20 protein-coding genes and 1 tRNA gene are annotated in these 19,221 nt (G+C 66.0%); 11 read left to right on the top strand and 10 right to left on the bottom strand.

The window, feature by feature from the left end; genetic code table 11:
- Positions 1 to 300: 300 nt before the first annotated feature.
- Positions 301 to 1,209, bottom strand: coding sequence for an acetylglutamate kinase (gene argB / locus AC1DYL_RS17925; RefSeq protein WP_477150730.1), 909 nt, complete (start codon positions 1,207 to 1,209; stop codon positions 301 to 303).
- A 141-nt stretch (positions 1,210 to 1,350) separates the two neighbouring features.
- Here argB and AC1DYL_RS17920 point away from each other — a divergent pair, with 141 nt between their 5' ends.
- From AC1DYL_RS17920 to AC1DYL_RS17900, 5 genes are all read left to right on the top strand, one after another.
- Complete coding sequence (locus AC1DYL_RS17920; RefSeq protein WP_477150729.1) at positions 1,351 to 1,899, top strand: sigma-70 family RNA polymerase sigma factor; 549 nt, start codon at positions 1,351 to 1,353, stop codon at positions 1,897 to 1,899.
- Positions 1,896 to 2,606, top strand: coding sequence for an anti-sigma factor (locus AC1DYL_RS17915; RefSeq protein WP_477174222.1), 711 nt, complete (start codon positions 1,896 to 1,898; stop codon positions 2,604 to 2,606). Before AC1DYL_RS17920 ends, AC1DYL_RS17915 begins: the two co-directional genes overlap by 4 nt.
- 320 nt (positions 2,607 to 2,926) lie before the next feature.
- Complete coding sequence (locus AC1DYL_RS17910; protein WP_477150727.1) at positions 2,927 to 3,490, top strand: fasciclin domain-containing protein; 564 nt, start codon at positions 2,927 to 2,929, stop codon at positions 3,488 to 3,490.
- Between the two features lie 148 nt (positions 3,491 to 3,638).
- The gene (gene msrB, locus AC1DYL_RS17905) at positions 3,639 to 4,142 is read left to right on the top strand and encodes a peptide-methionine (R)-S-oxide reductase MsrB (RefSeq protein ID WP_477174221.1); all 504 of its coding nucleotides are present in this window, start codon (positions 3,639 to 3,641) and stop codon (positions 4,140 to 4,142) included.
- A 124-nt stretch (positions 4,143 to 4,266) separates the two neighbouring features.
- A complete protein-coding gene (locus AC1DYL_RS17900) occupies positions 4,267 to 4,971 on the top strand; it encodes a type 1 glutamine amidotransferase (protein ID WP_477174220.1) in 705 nt (234 codons plus the stop codon).
- On the opposite strand, the gene yihA is transcribed toward AC1DYL_RS17900, so the two are convergent.
- From yihA to rpmH, 5 genes are read right to left on the bottom strand one after another with little or no spacing between them, the layout of a single operon-like run.
- The gene (gene yihA / locus AC1DYL_RS17895; protein WP_477174219.1) at positions 4,968 to 5,618 is read right to left on the bottom strand and encodes a ribosome biogenesis GTP-binding protein YihA/YsxC; all 651 of its coding nucleotides are present in this window, start codon (positions 5,616 to 5,618) and stop codon (positions 4,968 to 4,970) included. The two genes, AC1DYL_RS17900 and yihA, sit on opposite strands and share 4 nt — an antisense overlap.
- 37 nt (positions 5,619 to 5,655) lie before the next feature.
- A complete protein-coding gene (locus AC1DYL_RS17890) occupies positions 5,656 to 6,357 on the bottom strand; it encodes a hypothetical protein (RefSeq protein ID WP_477174218.1) in 702 nt (233 codons plus the stop codon).
- An 18-nt stretch (positions 6,358 to 6,375) separates the two neighbouring features.
- Positions 6,376 to 8,235: a membrane protein insertase YidC gene (gene yidC, locus AC1DYL_RS17885; RefSeq protein ID WP_477174217.1), complete on the bottom strand. Its 1,860-nt coding sequence runs from the start codon at positions 8,233 to 8,235 to the stop codon at positions 6,376 to 6,378.
- Positions 8,235 to 8,630, bottom strand: a complete 396-nt coding sequence (gene rnpA / locus AC1DYL_RS17880) for a ribonuclease P protein component (protein ID WP_477150721.1) — start codon at positions 8,628 to 8,630, stop codon at positions 8,235 to 8,237. The genes yidC and rnpA overlap by 1 nt, the downstream gene beginning before the upstream one ends.
- A 10-nt stretch (positions 8,631 to 8,640) precedes the next feature.
- Positions 8,641 to 8,778 carry a 50S ribosomal protein L34 gene (gene rpmH, locus AC1DYL_RS17875; RefSeq protein WP_477150720.1) on the bottom strand — a complete coding sequence of 46 codons (138 nt, stop codon included), beginning with the start codon at positions 8,776 to 8,778 and terminating at the stop codon, positions 8,641 to 8,643.
- A 277-nt stretch (positions 8,779 to 9,055) separates the two neighbouring features.
- Here rpmH and AC1DYL_RS17870 point away from each other — a divergent pair, with 277 nt between their 5' ends.
- The 6 genes from AC1DYL_RS17870 to AC1DYL_RS17845 all read left to right on the top strand — a co-directional run bounded on the left by AC1DYL_RS17870 (position 9,056) and on the right by AC1DYL_RS17845 (position 15,271).
- Entirely contained in the window at positions 9,056 to 10,489 is a 1,434-nt protein-coding gene (locus AC1DYL_RS17870; protein ID WP_477174216.1) for a dihydrolipoyl dehydrogenase family protein, read from the top strand.
- 81 nt (positions 10,490 to 10,570) lie between these two features.
- Positions 10,571 to 11,980 (top strand): sensor histidine kinase, encoded by a 1,410-nt coding sequence (locus AC1DYL_RS17865; protein ID WP_477174215.1) that lies wholly within the window; start codon positions 10,571 to 10,573, stop codon positions 11,978 to 11,980.
- A 102-nt stretch (positions 11,981 to 12,082) separates the two neighbouring features.
- Positions 12,083 to 12,159, top strand: a tRNA-Arg gene (locus AC1DYL_RS17860).
- A gap of 136 nt (positions 12,160 to 12,295) precedes the next feature.
- Complete coding sequence (locus AC1DYL_RS17855) at positions 12,296 to 13,378, top strand: type III polyketide synthase (RefSeq protein WP_477174214.1); 1,083 nt, start codon at positions 12,296 to 12,298, stop codon at positions 13,376 to 13,378.
- 1 nt (position 13,379) lies between these two features.
- Positions 13,380 to 14,090 carry a class I SAM-dependent methyltransferase gene (locus AC1DYL_RS17850; RefSeq protein ID WP_477174213.1) on the top strand — a complete coding sequence of 237 codons (711 nt, stop codon included), beginning with the start codon at positions 13,380 to 13,382 and terminating at the stop codon, positions 14,088 to 14,090.
- Positions 14,087 to 15,271 carry an NAD(P)/FAD-dependent oxidoreductase gene (locus AC1DYL_RS17845; RefSeq protein WP_477174212.1) on the top strand — a complete coding sequence of 395 codons (1,185 nt, stop codon included), beginning with the start codon at positions 14,087 to 14,089 and terminating at the stop codon, positions 15,269 to 15,271. The genes AC1DYL_RS17850 and AC1DYL_RS17845 overlap by 4 nt, the downstream gene beginning before the upstream one ends.
- A gap of 52 nt (positions 15,272 to 15,323) precedes the next feature.
- Here AC1DYL_RS17845 and AC1DYL_RS17840 read toward each other — a convergent pair whose 3' ends face one another.
- From AC1DYL_RS17840 to AC1DYL_RS17825, 4 genes are all read right to left on the bottom strand, one after another.
- Complete coding sequence (locus AC1DYL_RS17840) at positions 15,324 to 16,091, bottom strand: GntR family transcriptional regulator (RefSeq protein WP_477150714.1); 768 nt, start codon at positions 16,089 to 16,091, stop codon at positions 15,324 to 15,326.
- Between the two features lie 7 nt (positions 16,092 to 16,098).
- Positions 16,099 to 16,986, bottom strand: coding sequence for a carbohydrate ABC transporter permease (locus tag AC1DYL_RS17835; RefSeq protein ID WP_477174211.1), 888 nt, complete (start codon positions 16,984 to 16,986; stop codon positions 16,099 to 16,101).
- A gap of 7 nt (positions 16,987 to 16,993) precedes the next feature.
- Positions 16,994 to 17,938 carry a carbohydrate ABC transporter permease gene (locus AC1DYL_RS17830; protein ID WP_477174210.1) on the bottom strand — a complete coding sequence of 315 codons (945 nt, stop codon included), beginning with the start codon at positions 17,936 to 17,938 and terminating at the stop codon, positions 16,994 to 16,996.
- Between the two features lie 62 nt (positions 17,939 to 18,000).
- Entirely contained in the window at positions 18,001 to 19,212 is a 1,212-nt protein-coding gene (locus AC1DYL_RS17825; protein ID WP_477174209.1) for an ABC transporter substrate-binding protein, read from the bottom strand.
- Between the last annotated feature and the right edge of the window lie 9 nt (positions 19,213 to 19,221).

The following is a 19,221-nucleotide window of genomic DNA, read 5'->3' as shown; positions in this document are numbered from 1 at the left end:
TCACGCGAGGGTCGCTCGATGCGGAGTGGCCCAAGGGACGAAGCCTGGCACGCATGAGCCGGGCGGGAGCAAGGAAACGCGGTGCTGGCATTCCGGCCGCCGACCGAGGTCCCACGTTTCTCGCGATGCGGCAGGGGATGCGCCCCGGCCCTGGTGGCATAGGCCCAAAACCCCGGCCGGCCGGCGAGGCGTGAGCCTCTTTCATCTGCGGACTACCGCTACGGGGCAAACGCCTCGCCGGTCCCGCTTCGTTCTTTGAATCTACCGAAGCCGAAGGGCTGTCGGGCGCCTCTGCTCGCCCTACCGGACGATCAGCGTTCCGGCGCCATGCTCGGTGAACAGCTCGACCAGCACCACGTGCGGCGTCTTGCCGTTGAGGATCACCACGCCCTCGACGCCATTGTCGAGCGCCTCGAGGCACGTCTCGACCTTCGGGATCATGCCGCCATTGATGGTGCCATCGGCGATCAGCGCCTTGGCATCGCGCATCGACAGCTCGGGGATCAGCTTTTTGTTGGCATCGAGCACGCCATCGACATCGGTCAGGAACAGCAGGCGCTTGGCGCCGAGCGATCCGGCAATGGCGCCGGCGAACGTATCGGCGTTGATATTGTAGGTATTGCCGTCGCGCCCTGGCGCCACCGGCGCGATCACCGGGATCATCTCGGAACGGGCAAGCTGGTCGAGCAGCGTGCGGTCGACTTCCACCGGCTCGCCGACAAAGCCGAGATCCAGTTCGCGCTCGATGTTCGAGCCGGGGTCCTTGACGGTCTTGGTGGCCTTCTTGGCAAAGACCATGTTGCCGTCCTTGCCGCAAAGCCCGATGGCCCATTCGCCTTCGGCATTGATCAGCGCCACGATCTCTTTGTTGATCGAGCCGGCCAGCACCATCTCGACCACTTCCATGGTCCGCTTGTCGGTGACGCGCAGCCCGCCCTCGAACTTCGATTCGATGCCGAGGTTCTTCAGCATCGAGGCGATCTGCGGCCCGCCGCCATGCACCACGATCGGATTGACGCGCGATTGCTTCAACAGCGCGATGTCGCGCGCAAAGGCCTGGCCCAGCGCGTTGTCGCCCATGGCGTGCCCGCCATATTTCACGACGACGGTCTTGCCCTCGTAGCGCTGCATGTAAGGCAGTGCCTGAGACAGGACGGCGGCGTCCCGGGAGAAGCTCTCGATATCGGGCATCTTGCGCTGTGTATCCATTGTGTCTCGTCCTATAGCGCATTCCGCCGGAGTCGAAAGCGCTTTTGAGCCCCGGCGCGCATCAACAAAACAAACACGAAGATTTCGTGACCGGCGGGGGCAGGGATAGGCATATGACGAGCCTTTGGCTAAGTTCGCGCCATGAGCAGCCCCGCGAGCGCCGAGATCGCCGACCTCATTGCCCGCATCGCGTTGCGGGATCGTGCGGCCTTTCGTGATCTCTACGACCGCACCAGCGCGAAACTTTTCGGCGTAACGCTGCGTATCCTCAAGGACAGAGCGGAAGCCGAAGAGGCGCTGCAGGAAGTGTACGTCAAGATCTGGCAACGCGCCGACCGCTACGTGGCCGGAGGTTACAGCCCGATCAGCTGGCTGGTGGCGGTCGCCCGCAACCATGCCCTGGATGCACTCCGGGCGCGAAAGCCGGTGAGCGATGATATCGACCTCGTGCTCGACCTTGCCGATGGTGGGCCTGATCCAGAACAGGCAACCATCGACAGTTCCGAGCGCACGCGCATCGACGGCTGCCTCGATGAGCTCGAGAGCGACAAGGCCGATTGTGTGCGCGGGGCCTATCTCGACGGCTTCAGCTACGAGGAACTGGCGACGCGCCACAGCGTGCCGCTGAACACGATGCGAACCTGGCTGCGGCGCAGCCTGTTGAAACTGAGAGAGTGCCTGTCGGCATGAGCACGGAAGGTCACAGCGGCGGTAGGGAAGACGACCAGGTCCTGGTCGCCGAATACGCGCTCGGCCTGCTCGAGGGCCCCGAGCTGACCGCCGTCGCGCATCGCATCGCCACCGAGCCGAACCTCGCCATCGACCTTCGCCTGTGGCGCACCCGGCTCGCGACGCTCGACAACGAGTTCGCCGAAGTGACGGCGCCCGCCGGCGGGCTGTCCCGGCTGGAAGCGCGGCTGTTCGGCGGCCAGCCGGAAGCGCGCGGCGGCTGGTGGAATTCGCTGGCCCTGTGGCGCGGCTTGGCCGGGGTAGCCGCAGCGGTCGCCGTGGTCGCCATCGGCGTCAACCTGTTGCAGCCGCCACGGCTCGACCCGCAGATGTTCGCCAACCAGCTGGTGGCGGCGCTGAGCGAGCAGGGCAGCAATGTCAGCTTCGTCGCGCTCTACAACCCGATGACCGGCAGCGTCCGGCTCACCGCGCTGAGCGGCGATGCGGTGCCCGACAAGGACTACGAGCTCTGGGCCATCCAGGGCGCCAACGCCCCGATCTCGATGGGCGTGGTGCCGATGGGCCGCTCCGACATGAAGATGCCGCCCATGCCCGGCGAGTTCGGCGAAGGCACCGTCCTCGCCGTCACCCTCGAGCAGAAGGGCGGTTCGCCCACCGGCGCCCCCCAGGGGCCCATCGTCGCCAAGGGCATGGCGACCGCGATCTGACCGGTCGCATCCACCAGCAGACGGCCCCCTTCCGGCCTCCCCCATGATGGGGGAGGTGCCGCATCGAGCATCGGGCACGACCGAACCACAGCCTCGACTCTTCACCTCCCCCTTCATGGGGGAGGCCGGGAGGGGGCCGTCTACGCCAGCAACCCCTCCCGCGCGGCTACGAAAACTCCATCCAAGAAGTTTCGCCACCACCCCCAAATAATCCCGCCAGAAGCGAAATGTGATCCGAAACCGGCCGGAAGTTCCCTCCGTATCTCACGCTGTCCCGCCAAGAGAACAACGCGGACACTGCCAAAGGAAGGAACCAAACAATGAAGCTCTCCACTCTTCGCGCACTTGCTGTCTCGGCCATGCTGTCGGTCTCCGCGATCTCCGGTGTTGCCTTTGCCGAGAACCCGATGGTCGGCGGCGCGCCGATGTCGGAAACCAAGGACATCATCGACAACGCCGTGAACTCGGCCGATCACACCACGCTCGTCGCCGCCGTGAAGGCCGCTGGCCTGGTCGAGACGCTGAAAGGCGCTGGTCCGTTCACCGTGCTGGCTCCCGTCAATGCCGCCTTCGATGCGCTCCCGGCCGGTACTGTCGAGAACCTGCTGAAGCCCGAGAACAAGGACCAGCTGGTGAAGATCCTCACCTGCCACGTCATCGCCGCCAAGGCGATGTCGACCGACATCACCAAGATGGCGATGGACGATGGCGGCACCCACGAGGTCACCACCGTGGGCGGCTGCAAGCTGTGGCTGAAGGCCGATGGCGGCAAGGTCACCATCACTGACGAAGCCGGTGGCGTCGCCAACGTGACCATCGCCGACGTCGTCCAGTCGAACGGCGTGATCCACGTCATCGACAAGGTGCTTCTGCCCAAGATGTAACCTTCGGCACTGGCCCATCTGTCCGCCGCAAGATGGGCCTTGCCTGTTTCGTGTCCCGCTGGGGTTGCCTTGCGGGACACGAGCATTTGAATGCTCCTGGCCGACAGGGCGGATAAACTGCCGGCAACCGCTGAAAAGGCCTCACCCCATGCAAGTCGATCGCCGTACTTTTCTACTCGGCGGCACCGCCGTAGCCGCCCTCGGCGCGGCAGCGCTGATGTTCCGCCCGATGGGCGCCAGCCGCGCCGCGGAAGGCACTTTCGAAATCACGCTCACCGAAGAGGAGTGGAAGGCCAAGCTTCCGCCAAAGGTCTTCGAGGTGCTGCGCCACGAAGCCACCGAGGCGCCAGGCTCCTCGCCGCTGCTCAACGAGCATCGGGTCGGCACCTTCAACTGCGCCGGCTGCGAACTGCCGCTGTTCGATTCCAAGACCAAGTACGAGAGCGGCACCGGCTGGCCCAGCTTCTATCAGCCGCTCGACAACGCCGTCGGCGAGGCCACCGACAACACGCTCGGCATGGCCCGCACCGAAGTTCATTGCCGCCGCTGCGGCGGCCATCTCGGCCACGTCTTCACCGACGGCCCGCAGCCAACGGGCCTGCGCTACTGCATGAACGGCCTGGCGCTGACCTTTACCCCCGCCGAGGGCTGATCCCGATCACCGAACTCTCCAAACTGGGGCTCGCACAGAAGCGCGGGCCCCTTTTTCTGCGCAACCCAGCCGCGCTACCCGCCATCTTGCGTCCCCGCGCGAACCGATCCATTTCTCGTTCGCCATGAAGCTCACGATCATCCAGACCGGCGACGTCCCTGCCGCCCTGCGCCCCCAGTTCGGCGCCTACCCGCCAATGTTCAAGCGCATGTTCGACGAGGCGGGGCAGCCCTTCGAATACGAGACCGTGCCAGTCTACGACGGCGCCGCGTTCCCCGATGCGAGCAAGCTCGACGGCATCCTGATCACCGGCTCCGCCGCCGGCGTCTACGACGACTACGCCTGGCTCAATCCCCTCCGCGCCTTCATCCGCTCGGCCTACGCCGCCGATACGCCGATGCTGGGCATCTGTTTCGGCCACCAGATCATGGCCGACGCCCTGGGCGGTGACGTGCGCAAGTCCGAGAAGGGCTGGGGCCTCGGCCGCCACACCTACGAGGTCAAGGCACGCCCCGCCTTCCTCGCCACCGACCTGCCAACCCTCTCCATCGCCTGCTCGCACCAGGACCAGGTGATCGTCCCGCCAAAGGACGCGGAGGTGTTCCTCGGCTCCGAATTCACCCCGAACGCCGGCCTCGTCTACAAGAACGGCAAGGCCCTGAGCCTCCAGCCGCACCCCGAATTCCTCGACGACTACACCCTGGCGCTGGCGGAACTGCGTCGCGGCAAGGCACCAGACGAGGTGGTGGACACGGCGGTCGGATCGGTAGCAAAGCCGTCGCACAGCAAGGACGTTGCCGGCTGGCTAGGGGCGTTCCTCGCCCGCTAGTGCTCCATCAGCTGCCGGATCTCGGCCCGCAGCTGTTCCACGCCCAGCTTGGTCTCGCTCGACGTGAGGATCAGCTCGGGATGCGCCGCCGGGCGCTTGGCAATCGCCGCGCGCGTCTTGGCGAGGGCCGCGTCGAGTTCGGTCTTGTTCGGCTTGTCCGCCTTGGTGACGACGATCTGGTAACTCACCGCCGCCTTGTCGAGCTCGTTCATCACCGAGGCGTCGTTGGCGTTCGGCCCATGGCGGCCGTCGATCAGCACGTAGACGCGCCGGAGGTTCGGTCGGCCGGTGAGGTACTGGTGGATCAGCCGCGTCCACTGCTTCACCTTGTCCTCGGGCGCCTTGGCATAGCCATAGCCGGGCATGTCGACGATGCGGAGTTCGTCAGATTGGCTCTCGAAGATGTTGAGTTCCTGCGTCCGGCCCGGCGTGTTCGAGGTGCGGGCGAGGGCAGTTGTGCCGGTCAGCGCATTGATCAGCGACGACTTGCCGACATTGGAGCGGCCGGCAAAGGCAATCTCCATCCGGTCGGCCGGCGGCAGGTCGGCGATGCGCACGCACCCCTTGATGAAGACGAACGGCCGCGCGAACAACAGCCGCCCGGCCTCGATCTGGTCTTCGCTGAACTTCGATTGTGTCTCGCTCATTGCCTTCCCATAGGGGAGGCGGCGCCGGAAGGGAAGGCTAGACCGGATAGCCGAAGGCGCGCTTCTCGAGGTCGCGCGCCACCAGCGCCTTCGAGAAAGCCGGCCAGTTGTCGACCTTGTCGGCGGCGGCCTTGATCCGGTCCTGCTTGGTGAGCCCGGCGACGGGAAGGCTCGCCGGCACCCGCAGCGTCACTCCGACCTGTGCCGCGGCAGCGGCGAAACGGCGCAGCGCCCATTCCGGTGGCTGGTCGAGATCGGTCTCGTAGCGGAGGATCGGGGCGGGCAGGAACCGCCGGTTGAGCCAGTTGCGCCAGCGGTCGTACCAGCGCTCCTGCGCCTCCATCCACGCGGCGAAGTCGTTGGCATCGAGAGTCAGATGGACGCCCGAGGTATCGACGCCCTGCCATTTGCCCAGCTCAATCGCCTTGCACCAGCTGATGTAGGCATCGATCTGGCGGCGGACGACGAAGATCACCCGTGTGCCCGGGCGGGACAGCACCAGCTGCTCCACCGTCTCGGCTTCGAGTGTATCGTGCCAGAGCTTGAAGGTGAGGACCCGCTTGCGTTCGGCTTGCGCTTCGGCCGCCGCGCGCTCGAGCACGTTGTCCGGCTCGATGCGCTCCGCAAGGCTCTCGAACAGTTCGGGGAAGGTCTTCAGCTCGGCGAAGTTGCCGCCGAGCTGCATCAGGTGGTTGGCCCCGGTGCGGGGCCCGGTGATCAGGCAGATGGTGTCCAGCACCTGATCACCCTTGTTGCGTCAGCTCGCCTTGCCGTCCGCAGCCTTCGGCTTGCGCTTGAAGGTGGCGGCGATGTTGCTGAGCAGGTTCACCTCGGCGCCGTGGCGCTTCATGATGAAATACTGCTGCGTCACCGAGAGCAGGTTGTTCCAGGCCCAGTAGATTACGAGGCCGGCGGGGAACGAGCCCAGCATGAAGGTGAAGATGATCGGCATCCAGTTGAAGATCATCGCCTGCGTCGGATCCGGCGGCGGCGGGTTGAGCTTCATCTGCACCCACATGGTGATGCCCATGAGCAGCGGCCAGACGCCGAGGTGCAGCAGGTTGCCGACGAACGGCAGCGTGGTGGGGTTCCACGGGATAAGGCCGAACAGCGTGAAGATGTTGGTCGGATCGGGCGCCGCGAGATCGACGATCCAGCCGAAGAACGGCGCGTGGCGCATCTCGAGCGAGATGAAGATGACGGTGTAGAGCGAGAAGAACACCGGAATCTGGATCAGCACGGGCCAGCAGCCGCTGAGCGGATTGATCTTCTCTTTCTTGTAGAGCTCCATCATCGCCTGCTGCTGGGCAGGACGATCTTCCTTGAAGCGCTCCTGGATCGCCTTCATTTCCGGCTGCACGCGCCGCATCGCCGCCATCGAGGCGTAGGAGCGGTTGGCCAGCGGGAAGAACAGCGCCTTGACGATGACTGTCACCCCGAGGATCGCGAGGCCGAAATTGCCAAGGATGCCGTAGAGGAACTGGATCAGCTCGAACATCGGGCGGGTGATGAAGTGCAGCCAGCCCCAGTCGATCAGCAGCTCGAGCCGATCGAAGCCGTAGTTCTTGTCGTAGGCATCGATGATGCGGGTCTGCTTGGCGCCGGCGAACACGAAGGACTTCGATTCGGCCTTGCCGCCCGCCGGCACGACCACCGGGGTGCTCTCGACGAAGCTGGTCTGGAAGATATCGAGCGCGCCGGACAACGACCGCGAGAAGCGCGCGTTGAGCGGCTTGCCGGGTTCCGACAGCACGGCCGTCGCCCAGTACTTGTCCGTGATGCCGAGCCAGCCACCGGTCGGGCTGGTATAGTCCACCGGCTCGTTGGCCTTGAGGTCAGAGTACTTCTTCGACACCAGGTTGTTGGGTCCGAGCACGCCGAGCGGGCCTTCGTGCTGGACAAAGAAGTTCTGCACGTGTGGGATGCCCTGGCGCACGATGCGCGAGTAGGGGTAGAGCGCCACATCGCCGCCGGTCTTGTTCTCGACCGACTGGGTGATGGTGAACAGGTAGTTCTCATCGACGCCGACCGTGCGGCGGAAGATGAGCCCGGCGCCATTGTCCCATACCAGCGTCACCGGCGTCGCAGTCGTGACGGTCTGGTTGTCGCCCTCGACGGCCCAGACCGTGTCGGCGCCCGGGAGCACCGTGGTTGCACTGCCTACGGGCGCCCAGCCTTGCTCGACGTAATACCCACCCGGCGCACCCGGCGGGATCAGCAGAGTGACGATCGGGGAGCTGGCGTCGACTGTCTCGGTGTAGCGCTTGAGCTGCAGGTCATCGAGGCGGCCGCCAATGAGGGCGACCGAGCCACTGAGCGCCGGGGTATCGATCTTGATGCGCGGCGTCGCGACCAGCGCGGCGTTGCGGTCGGCAAAGGTGGCATTGCCGACGCCCTCGCCAACTGCGGCCGGGGCCGTACCATTGGCCGCGGGCGTCGCGAGGCTGGTGTCCGTCGCGGCAGGCGTACCGGCCTGCTGCTGCGCCGCCTGCTCGAGGGCGGCGCGCTTCTGCGCCTGCTCCAGCTGTGGTCCGGCAATGAAGAACTGCCATCCGAACAGCACCACGACGCTGAGCACGATCGCAATGATCATGTTGCGGTTGTTTTCGGACTGCATCAGCTCTTCTTCTTCAGATGAATCTTGGAAATGGCGGCACCGAGGTCATCGACCAACTGGCCGTACGGAATGCTCAACGCCTCGCGGCGCCCGACGAGCACGTAGTCATGTTGGGGTTCGAACCCGCTGGCGCAAGCCTTGGCGGCCGCCCGGAGGCGACGGCGAATACGATTGCGCTGTGGCGAATTGCCCATCTGCTTGGTGACCGTGAAGCCGATGCCCGGCTCCTCGAGGTCACGCGCGTTCGCCTGCAGCGAAAACGCAGAGCGCCCGACGCGCTTGCCTCGGGCGGCTCCCAGAAATTCGGACCGGTTCTTGAGGCGCCGCAAAGCGACCTCCTGCGGCAAAGCGCTTTCGTGCGGCAAAGCGCTTTCCTGCGGGTTGGCCGTGTTCACGGCCAATGCCTTAGGCCGAGAGCTTGGCGCGGCCGACAGCGCGGCGGCGGTTCAGGATCTTGCGGCCGTTCTTGGTCGCCATGCGGGCGCGGAAGCCGTGGCGACGGGTACGAACGAGTACGCTCGGCTGGAAAGTGCGTTTCGACATACGATCTGACCACGCCGGCGCGCGGTTCCTCTTATTCTTGACTGCAGCAAGGTGCTTGCCGGTCGAGCCCTCGAAAGGGCGCCTACGGCAGATTGGGGCGGCTTATAGGGAATTGGTTCGGTGAAGTCAACGCGACGGCGCTGCGGCAGAAAGGCTTTTCCGGGCGACGAAAACTGCCGATTTCCACACTGGCTTGATCTCGCCCACTATTGTCGTGCACGAAGCCGGTGATAATGAGGCGCGGGGCCTTAGTCCCCAGGGCACCGAGAGGGCGAGATTGGCCGATATCCTTACTCCCGACCTCTGCGTCATCGGGGCCGGATCGGGCGGGTTGGCGGTGGCCGAACTGGCCCGCGCCTATGGTGCCTCGGTGGTGCTGGTCGAGAAGGCGAAGCTGGGCGGTAACGCCCTGAGCCATGGCGCCATCCCGGCCAAGGCCCTCGCTGCTGCCGCAGCCCATGCGCAGGCGATGCGCGACGGCGCAGCTTTCGGCATCACCGCCGAGGACCCCAAGATCAATTTCCGCCGCGTTCACGATCATGTCGATCAGGTAATCGCCGCGCTGTCGCCGCAGAACGCCGCCGGTCGCCTCGAAGCGCTGGGGGTTGAGATCGTCCGCGGCACGGCGCGCTTCATCAACCGCCGCGCGGTGACGGTCGGCGACATCGAGATCCGCGCCAGGCGTTTCGTCATCGCCACCGGTGCGAGACTGCCCGTGCCGTCGATCCCCGGGCTCGACGCGGTCCCGTATTTCACCAGCGAGACAATTCTCGACAACACCCGAAAGCTCACCCATCTCGTCGTCATCGGTGGCGGACCGCTGGGGCTCGAACTCGCGCAGGCCTATTGCCGGCTCGGCACCGAGGTCACAGTGGTCGAGAACGGCCCCATGCTCGCCGGCTTCGACCCCGAGCTTGCCGCGGTAGCGCTGAAGCGCCTGGTCGAGGAGGGGGTGAGCCTTCGCCCCCACGCGGTCGTTACCGCCATCCAGCCGCGCTCGCTGGGCATCGGCGTCGCCTTGCAGAACGGCGATGTCGACCAATTGCTGGACGCCTCGCACATCCTCGTCGCCCCCGAGCGCATCCCCAATCTCTCCGGCCTCGAACTCGATAAGGCCGGCGTCAAGATGAACAAGGGCGATCCGCGTCTGCCGCAGCTGTCGCGGGGGCTGAAGACCAGCAACCCGCGCATCTACGCTGTCGGCGATGCCGCCGGCGGGCAGTCGGTGCAAGCGGCCGTGCGGCAAGCGCAGATCGTCGTGCGCCACGCGCTGCTCGGCGTCCTCGCGCAGCCGGACGCGCTGCGGGTGCCGCGCGTCGTCTCGACCGACCCGGAACTCGCGGAGGTGGGGCTCAACGAAGCCCTGGCGCGGACCAGGCACGGCGTCAATTTCCGCGTCACCCGGTGGTCCTACGCCGACAATGACCGGGCCCGAGCCACACGTGAGACCTATGGGCTGGCAAAACTGATCACCGATCGCTCGGGCCGCATCCTCGGCGCTGGCGTCGTCGGAGCCGGTGCGAGCGAACTGGTCTCGATGTTCTCCCTCGCCATGACGGGGGGGCTCCCTGCCGGCAGACTCGCCGAGCTCGTGGCCCCTTACCCCTCGTTTGCCGAGATCGTCGTCCGCCTCGGCGAAGAGTTCCGCCGCGGCGAGACGCAGAAGCCGCTGGTCAAACAGTGGATCAGCCTCAACAAGCTGCTCGGGTAAGCGGTATTTGTCGCGTGTTGCCGCTGGAAAGCGGCGCCTTTCCCCGCTAATCATCGATCAATGGCCACAGCAAACCGCGCGATGCCGGACCCGTTTTCGGGGCTCTCCGTCAAGATCATCGCCACCCTCATCGTGGTGATCCTCGCGGTCGAGGTGGTGATCTACCTGCCGTCGGCCGCCAACTTCCGCCAGAGCTGGCTCAACGACCGGTTGCGCGTCGGCGTCGTCGCCGCCCGCGTGCTCGATGCCGTCCCCGATGCCATGAACCTGCCGCGCATGCTGACCGACCGGTTGCTGACCTCCGCCGGGGCGCTCGCCATCGTCTATCGCCGCGAGGGCCAAAGCCAGCTGATCGAGCTCGAGAACGTCACCATGCCGCGCGAAGCGGTGACGGTGGACCTGCGCCAGCGCGACCCGGCAACGCTGATCCTCGGTGCGCTGGAGACGCTGGTGCTCGGCTCCAACCGGACCCTGCGCATCGTCGGCGAGGAAGACGGCATGCCCGACCGGGTCATCGAGGTGCTGATGCCGGAGGCCCCGCTGCGCACCGAGCTGCTGCTCTACTCGCGCAACCTGTTCTTCCTGTCCCTGATCCTCGCCATCATCACCTCGGCGGTCCTCTACGTCTTCGTATCGCGCATCCTGATCGCCCCGATCCGCCGCCTGACGGGCAACATGGTGGAGTTCTCCGAAGCGCCCGAGAATGCGGCGCTGATCGTCACCCCCAGCGACCGGCGCGACGAGATCGGCATCATGGAGCGCGAGCTGGCCGACATGGAGTCCGACATCTACTCGATGCTGCGCCAACGCCGGCACCTCGCCGACCTCGGCCTCGCCGTGGCCAAGATCAACCACGACCTGCGCAACACCCTGACCTCGGCACAACTGCTCTCCGACCAGGTGGCCAATCTCGACGACCCGAAGGTGCAGCGCCTGGCGCCGCGCCTCGTGCTGTCGATCGACAAGGCCATCGGCTTTGCCCAGTCGGTGCTCGACTACGGCCGCCAGAGCGCCACCCCGCCGCGCCCGGTGCCGGTTGACCTGCATTTGCTGCTCGATGAAGCGGCATTCGATGCCGGCCTCGTCGGCCACCCCTCGATCCGCTGGACCAATGGCGTGCCCGACGCCGTCTCGATCTCGGCCGACCCCGACCAGTTCGCCCGCATCTTCGACAACCTGTTCAAGAACGCCCGCGAGGCGCTGGAAGCCGCCGCCGGCAAGATCGAGGCGCCCTATGTCGAGGTCGACCTGACCGAGACCCCGGAATGGCTGACCCTGTCGGTGACGGACAACGGTCCCGGCCTGCCGCCACGGGCGCGCGAGAACCTGTTCGTCGCCTTCGAAGGTTCCGCCCGCGCCGGCGGCACAGGCCTCGGCCTCGCCATCGCCCGCGAACTGACCGAAGCGCATGGCGGCAAGCTCAGCTTTGTCGACCAGCCGGTGGGCACCCGCTTCGACGTAACGCTGCCCCGCGCGATCCGTATCGCCTGACTGTCACGGACGCGTCAAAATTGTCGTCGCAACCCTGCTTGCAATGCTGCGGAACGCAATGTATGGGTCACGCCGTCCGCCGGAACGCTATCCCGGCCGTGCGCGCCCTTAGCTCAGCTGGATAGAGCACCAGACTACGAATCTGGGGGTCAGGAGTTCGAATCTCTTAGGGCGCGCCAATCCTTCACTCGCTGCTGATATTGCGTCACGGCCGCCAGCGGCCGGTGGAATAAACCGACACCGCGAGTGTTACCCCTGAGAGCCCAGGGGTAAGCGTCCGCTCCCCGGTCCCTTGGGCCTAACCAAGGAGCCGTGATGTCTACCCAGGCCTACGTGAACAAGATTTCCGCCGCGGTTCCCGACCACGACGTCCACCAGTTCTCGCTCGGTTTCGCGAGCTCGCAACTGGCCGACGATCCGCGCCGCCAGGCCATATTCAATCGCATGGCGACCAAGAGCGGCATTGAGCATCGTTTCGCCTGCTATCCTTCGGCCGCCGACCCCAATGGCCCGACCGTCGACGCCGCTGGCCGGTTCCGGCGCGGTGCATTCCCGGGGACGGCGGTGCGCATGGACCTGTTCGCCGAGGCCGCCCCCGCATTGGCGCAGAGGGCAGTGGAGGGGCTCAACCTTGGCGAAGATGCCGCGCGGATCACCCATCTCATCGTCACCACATGCACCGGCTTCTCCGCGCCGGGAGTCGACCTCGAAATCATCGCACGTTGCGGGCTGAACCCGTCGATCGAGCGGACGATCATCGGCTTCATGGGCTGCTACGCCGCGGTCAACGCGCTCAAGCTGGCGCGCCACATCGTCCGGTCCACTCCCGATGCGCGGGTCCTCACCGTCAACATCGAGCTCTGCACGTTGCATCTCAAGGAAACCACCGATCTCGAGCGCTTGCTCACCTTCCTCCTGTGGGGCGACGGCTCAGCGGCGGCGCTGGTTACCGCCGAGCCGACCGGCATCGCGCTCGATAGCTTCCATGGCATCGTCGCGCCGGGCAGCCGCGACCTGATGACCTGGACGGTCCGCGACGACGGCTTCGATATGGTGCTGTCCGGCCAGGTGCCCGCTGCCATTCACGAGACGCTCGGCACCGGCATCTCGGATATCCTCGGCAATCGCGGGCTGAACAATGTTGACCTCTGGGCCATCCACCCAGGCGGCAAATCCGTGCTCGACGCCGTTGAGCGATCGCTTGGCCTCGACGGCGAAGCGCTGCGGCCGTCGCGCGAGGTGCTGCGCAAGAACGGCAACATGTCGTCGGCGACGGTGATGTTCGTGCTGGCCGACATGCTGGAACATCGGCAGGCGGACCAGATCGGCTGCGCTATGGCTTTCGGCCCGGGTTTGACGGCCGAGACCTTCATGTTCCACACCGCCGACGCTGCCTGAAATGGCCGGCGTCCTGGCGCAGCGCCGGCTCACGCCGGAACTGCTCGACCACCTGCCGCCGAGCAACGCGCAAGCGATCGGGTCGCGCCGCGACCTGGTCTGGATCAATGCCATCATGTTCCAGGCCGCCATCATGTCCCGGCGGTTGCGCAAGGACCTGCCGAGGCCTCCGCGGCGGATCCTCGAGATTGGCTGCGGCGACGGCGCCTTCATGCTAGCGGTGGCGAGGCGCATGGCGCGCCACTGGCCCGACGTGCAGGTCGTGCTTCTCGACCAGCAGGACCTGGTTCCATCCGAGCGGCGACGGCGGTTCGTCGAGCTCGGCTGGCGGATCGACACCGTCACCTCGGATGCGTTGGCCTGGATGGAGCAGGCCCCGGCAGGAGAGTTCGACCTCGTCACTGCCAACCTGTTCCTGCACCACTTTGACGAAGCCCAGTTGACGCGGCTGCTGGCCGCCGCAAGGCGGCTGGCCCCGGCGTTCGTGGCGACCGAACCAAGACGCCGCGCGGTGGCGCTGGCGGCAACCGGACTGCTGCGAGTGATCGGGGCCAACGCAGTCACGCTGCACGATGCCGCCGTCAGCGTCCAAGCCGGCTTCGCGGGCCAGGAACTGTCCCGCCTATGGCCGGACGCCGACCGCATGAAGATTCGGGAACGAGCCGTAGGGCCGTTCACCCACCTGTTCTCAGCAGTAGAGGCCGCGCCGTGAGGTACGACGCCATCATCATCGGTGGTGGTCCCTCCGGCGCCTCGACTGCGATCGCGCTCGCTCGGCAGGGGCGCGCGGTCGCCATTGTCGAAAAGAGTGCCTTCCCGCGCAGCAAGGTCTGCGGCGAGTTCATCTCGCCGGTGAACCTCGCATTGCTCGACCGGCTAGGGGTCGGCGACAGAGTGCGCAGTCTCGCCGGGCCCGAGGTGCGGCGCCTCGCGCTGTTTGCGGCGGGGCGAGGTATCGAAGCCATGATGCCGCGGGCCGCGTCCGACGCGTTCGGGCGGGCGCTCGGGCGCGATGTGCTCGATACGCTGCTGCTCGAGGTGGCAGCCGAAGCGGGGGCGACGGTGTGGCAGCCCTGGCAGGCGGTTGCAGCGTTCCGCGATGGCGAGGATTGGGCCATCCGCATCGAAAGCGGCAGCGAGCAGCACATCCTGACCGCCCCGGCGCTCATCGCCGCCCATGGGTCGTGGGAGCCAGGTGGCCTCCCGACCCAGTCGAAAAAGCAGCACCGCCCGTCCGATTTTCTCGGCTTCAAGGCGCATTTTCGGGATTCGGCCCTGCCGCCTGACCTGATGCCCCTGCTGGCCTTTCCCGGCGGCTACGGCGGCATGGTCTGGGCCGATCAAGGGCGGATGTCATTGTCCTGCTGCGTCCAGCGGGATCAACTGGATACCATCCGAGCCGCCAGCCGGGGCCTGTCTGCGGGCGAGGTGGTCCATCAGCACATCCTTGCCTCCTGTCCCGGCGCCGCCCTTGTGCTGCGCGACGCCAGTCTCGATGGTGGGTGGCTGGCGGCAGGCCCCATCCGCCCCGGCATTCGCGCTTGCTACGCGGCCGACATCTTCCGCGTCGGCAACGTCGCCGGCGAGTCCCACCCGATCATTGCCGAGGGAATTTCGATGGCGCTCCAGTCCGGCTGGCTGCTGGCATCGGAACTGGCCGGTGTTCGCAGGTGGGACGAAGCCGGGCGCGAGCAGGCCGGGCAGCGTTATGCGGCCGCCTGGCACAAGCAGTTCGCCCTGCGGATCCTCACGGCATCGGCGCTGGCTGGCCTCGCTTCCCGGCCCATGACCGCCGGCCTGATGCGCCGCTTTGTCCGCACCTTCCCCGCGAGCCTGTTCCTCGGGGCCCGCCTTAGCGGCAAGGTCGCGGCAATACCAGGCCTCGGCGGATAACAGCCCGAACGTTGGGCACCATCCACGTGCCGATATCGTCGAAGCGCGGCCTCTAGTGCTCCGCCGCGGCGGCCACGCGCACGAAATACTCGGGGTGCGCCGAGCGGATGACGTCGAGTTCGCGCATCACCGAGACGAGGTGCACCGCCATGCTCTCGTCAGCGCCTTTGGCGTCGCCTGCCTGCAGGCGGGCGAGGATTTCCTCGTGTTCGCCGACGATGAAATACATGTGCTCCTGGCTGAGCAACGACAGCCGGCGGATGCGGTCCATGTGGAACTTCGCCTCGCGCACGTCGTCCCAGATCGTCTCGAAGCCGGCCGCCTTGGCGATCAGCGCGTGGAAGCGGTCATCCGACTTGAGGAAATCCTGGTCGTCGCCGAGCCCCGCGAAGGTCTGCTGCAGCACGATCTCGCGCTTCAGGAGCGCCGCAATCTCCGGTGTCAGCCGCTCGGCCGCGAGGCGGGCGAGGGGGCGCTCCAGCGCCTCGCGGATGAAACGCGACTTGGCGATCAGGTTCTCGCTGAGCGGCGACACCACGGTGCCGCGCTGTGGCAGGATTTCCACCAGCCCGCGCCGGGCGAGGCGGGCGAAGGCTTCGCGCACCGGGGTACGGCTGACCCCGAACTCGGCGGCGAGGCGGGCCTCGGACAATTCCTGGAACGGCTGCAATTGCATATCGAGGATCTGCTGCATCAGGTGCTCGTAGACCTGGCTGGCGATCGAGCCGCCATCCTGGCGCGGGCTGTAGACGCTGTCGCTCCCCAACTCCGCTGCTGCCGTTTTCGCAGCTGATATCGCCTTGGGCGCCTTCATTGCCATTTTGCCGTCATTTGGTCCCCAGCTGCAGTCCAGCCATGAAGTACTTCCTCAGGGCGATGAACAGCAAGACCGTGGGGATACTCGAAATCAGCGTCGCGGTAATCACCACGTTTGGCCCCAGCGTCGAATAGGTGCCCTGCAGCGACTGCAACGCCACCATGATCGAACGGACCTCGATGCCGTTGGCGAGAATTGAGGAGAACAGCAGGTCATTCCAGATGAAGGTGAACTGCAACAGGAACAGCGCGATCAGCGGGCCCATAGCGTTGGGCACGATCATCGAGGTGAACACCCGCCATTCGCTCGCCCCCTCGATGCGTGCCGCCTCGTCGACCTCGCGTGTAATCGCCGAGAACGAGTTGCGCAGCACCAGCAGTGGGAACGGGATGCAGATCGCTACGTAGACCAGCAGCATGCCGAACCAAGTGTTGACCAGTCCAAGCCGCTGATAACCGAACAGCAGCGGCACCAGGTACATCTGGAACGGGAACAGCGTGCCAGTGAAGATCAGCATGAACCAGCCGTTCGAACCGAGGAGGTGCAACCGCGTCATGCCGTAGGCCGCCGCCGCGGCAAACGACACCGACAGCACCGCCCCGACCAGTGCGTAGCTGAACGAGTTCATCGCCGCCTGGCCGAGGTTGGCGATGGTCCAGGCCTGCACGACGTTGTCGGCGAGCGGCGCGAGGCTGTCCGGCAGCTCCAGCACACCCTTCTTGGCGTATTCCTCGGAGGTCTTGAAGATGGTGACGAACAGGTAATAGAGCGGCGTCAGGTAGGCGATGGTGAGCGCCAGGATCGGGAGCACCAGCCAGCGGCCGCCCTGGCGCTGCGTGCGCTTCTCCTTCGCGATCAGGCCCGAGATGAACGCCTTGTCGGTGATATCGACTGCCATGATCTGCCTATCGGATGTTCTTGCTGACGCGCGCCTGCACCACGGCGAGCAACGCGCTGACGGTGATCACCATGGCGCCCAGCACCACCGCGACTGCCGAGCCATAGGCCCAGGCGCCGTTCGAGAAGCTCTCGTAGTACATGTAAACCGCGAGCGAGAGCGTGCGCTTGCCGGGGAACGAGGTTGCCATCACCCACAGCAGGTCGAAGGTGGTGAAGCCCGCCGCGACGTTGAGAATGGTCACGACCAGCACGGTCGGCAGCAGCAGCGGCCAGACGATGTGGCGGAAAATCTGGAAGTTCGAGGCGCCGTCCACGCGCGCCGCTTCAACCGGATCCTTGGGGATCGCGGCAAGCCCGAGCAGCAGCAGCACCATGGTGATGCCGACGGTCTGCCAGACGAAGGTGACGATCACCGAGCCGGTGATGGTCGCCGGATCGTACAGCCAGCCGAAATCGAACGGTGTGCCGGTGATCCCGGAAACGGCTGAGTTGAGCACGCCGCGCGGCGCGTAGACGTAGTACCAGATCGCGGCAACCGCTGTCGGCGCCAGCACGCGCGGCAGGAAGAACAGGCTCTTGAAGGTTTCCTGGAACGGGATGTTGCGCAGCAGCAGCGCCAGCCCGAGGCCGACCGCCAACGGGAAGATGACGGCGCCCACCACCCAGACTGCGGTATTGGACAGCGCTTCCGAGAAATACGGCAGGCGGAACAGCCGGGCGTAATTGTTGAAGCCGGCGAACTGGTCGAGCCCGGTGAACTTCTGCCACTTGGTAAAGCTGAGGATGACGTTGAACACCACCGGGGTGAGCAGGAACAGCGTCACCATGATCACCGCCGGCGCGATGAACAGCCAGGCGACGCGCGTCTGCTGCCAGGCGACCCGCCGCTCCCGGCGGCGCGCTTCCTTCAACACTTGCGGCGAGAGCAGGGCCGAGGCGGTGGCAATCATCTGAGGTGCTCCAATCGGGGTGCCGGCCGCGCCCGAGAGCGCGACCGGCGGGAGGAACTGGCTTACTTGCTGGCCCAGTAGTCGGCGTTGATGGTCTGCATGGTCTTCATCGACTCGGCCGCCTGCTCGGGGGTCGGGTTGAACATGAAGGCACCCATGGCAGCGACGAGGTCGCCCTGGATCTGCGACGGCACGGCTTCCCACCAGCGCACCAGCGCCCGCGGCTTGGCGGCGGCCACCATGTCCTTGTTGGCCTGGATCGTGGCGTTGGGCGCCGCGGCCTTGAGGTTGCCGTTGTAGACCTGGATCTTGGTGCCAAGCGCGTTGGAGGCGTCGACGCCCATCATCGACTGTACGGCCTTGGTGAGTTCAGGGTTGGCATCGAGCGCCGCCTTCGAGACGACGATCGGCGAGGCCTCGACGATTACCGACTGCTGCACATCCGGCGACAGCGACGGCATCAGGAAGGTCTTGAAGTCCTTGCCCGGCTCCATCCCGGCTTCGGCGAACGAGCCCGAGTGCCAGTCGCCAATCAGGTACATGGCGGCCGTGCCGTCGACGAAGAACTTCTGGTCGTCCTGCTCGCGCGGGTCGGTGAAGTAGCCCTTGGCGTACATGTCGCCCCAGACCTTGAAGGCGTTCTGCACGGCCGGGCCGTCATAGGGCACGGTGCCGTCGGTCAGCCCGACAAAGGCGTCCGGATCGCCGCCGAGCACCAGCTGGCTGAACCAGATGAACGGCATCCAGCCGCCCGAGGTCGGGCCGTTGAACGGGGTGTAGCCCGCCGCCTTCAGCTTGTCGGCGTCGGCCATCAGCTCTTCCCAGGTGGTGGGAGGCGCTGCGATGCCGGCCTTCTCGAACGCTGCGGTGTTGTAGAACACCACCCAGTTGGCGACGTTCAGCAGCACGCCGTAGGGCTTGCCGTCGACGCTGACCAGCTCGCGCTGCGCTTCCGAATAGTCGCCGTTGGCGATGGCCGCATCCCAGTTGGCGCTGAGGTCGGCGGGAATGCCCGTCGCCACCAGGTCGCTCAACTGCTGGCCGTTCCACCAGGTGAAGAACGCCGGCGCATTGTTGCCGGCGATCGAGGTCTGCATGTACGCCTGATACTTGTCGGTCGGCGTGATGTCCTGCACCGTGACCTTGACGCCCGCGGCGGCGCCGGCAGCGTCCATCATCGCGGTAATGCCCGGGTTCCACTCGGTCTTGTCCGAGTTGAGGATCAGGTCCTGGGCCTGCGCGGCGCTGGCTGACACGAGGGCAGCTAGGCCCACGCTAGTCAT

The sequence above is a fragment of the Devosia sp. P1_H9 genome, from assembly GCF_056405135.1.
This window is presented reverse-complemented; position numbering and strand designations above follow the sequence as displayed.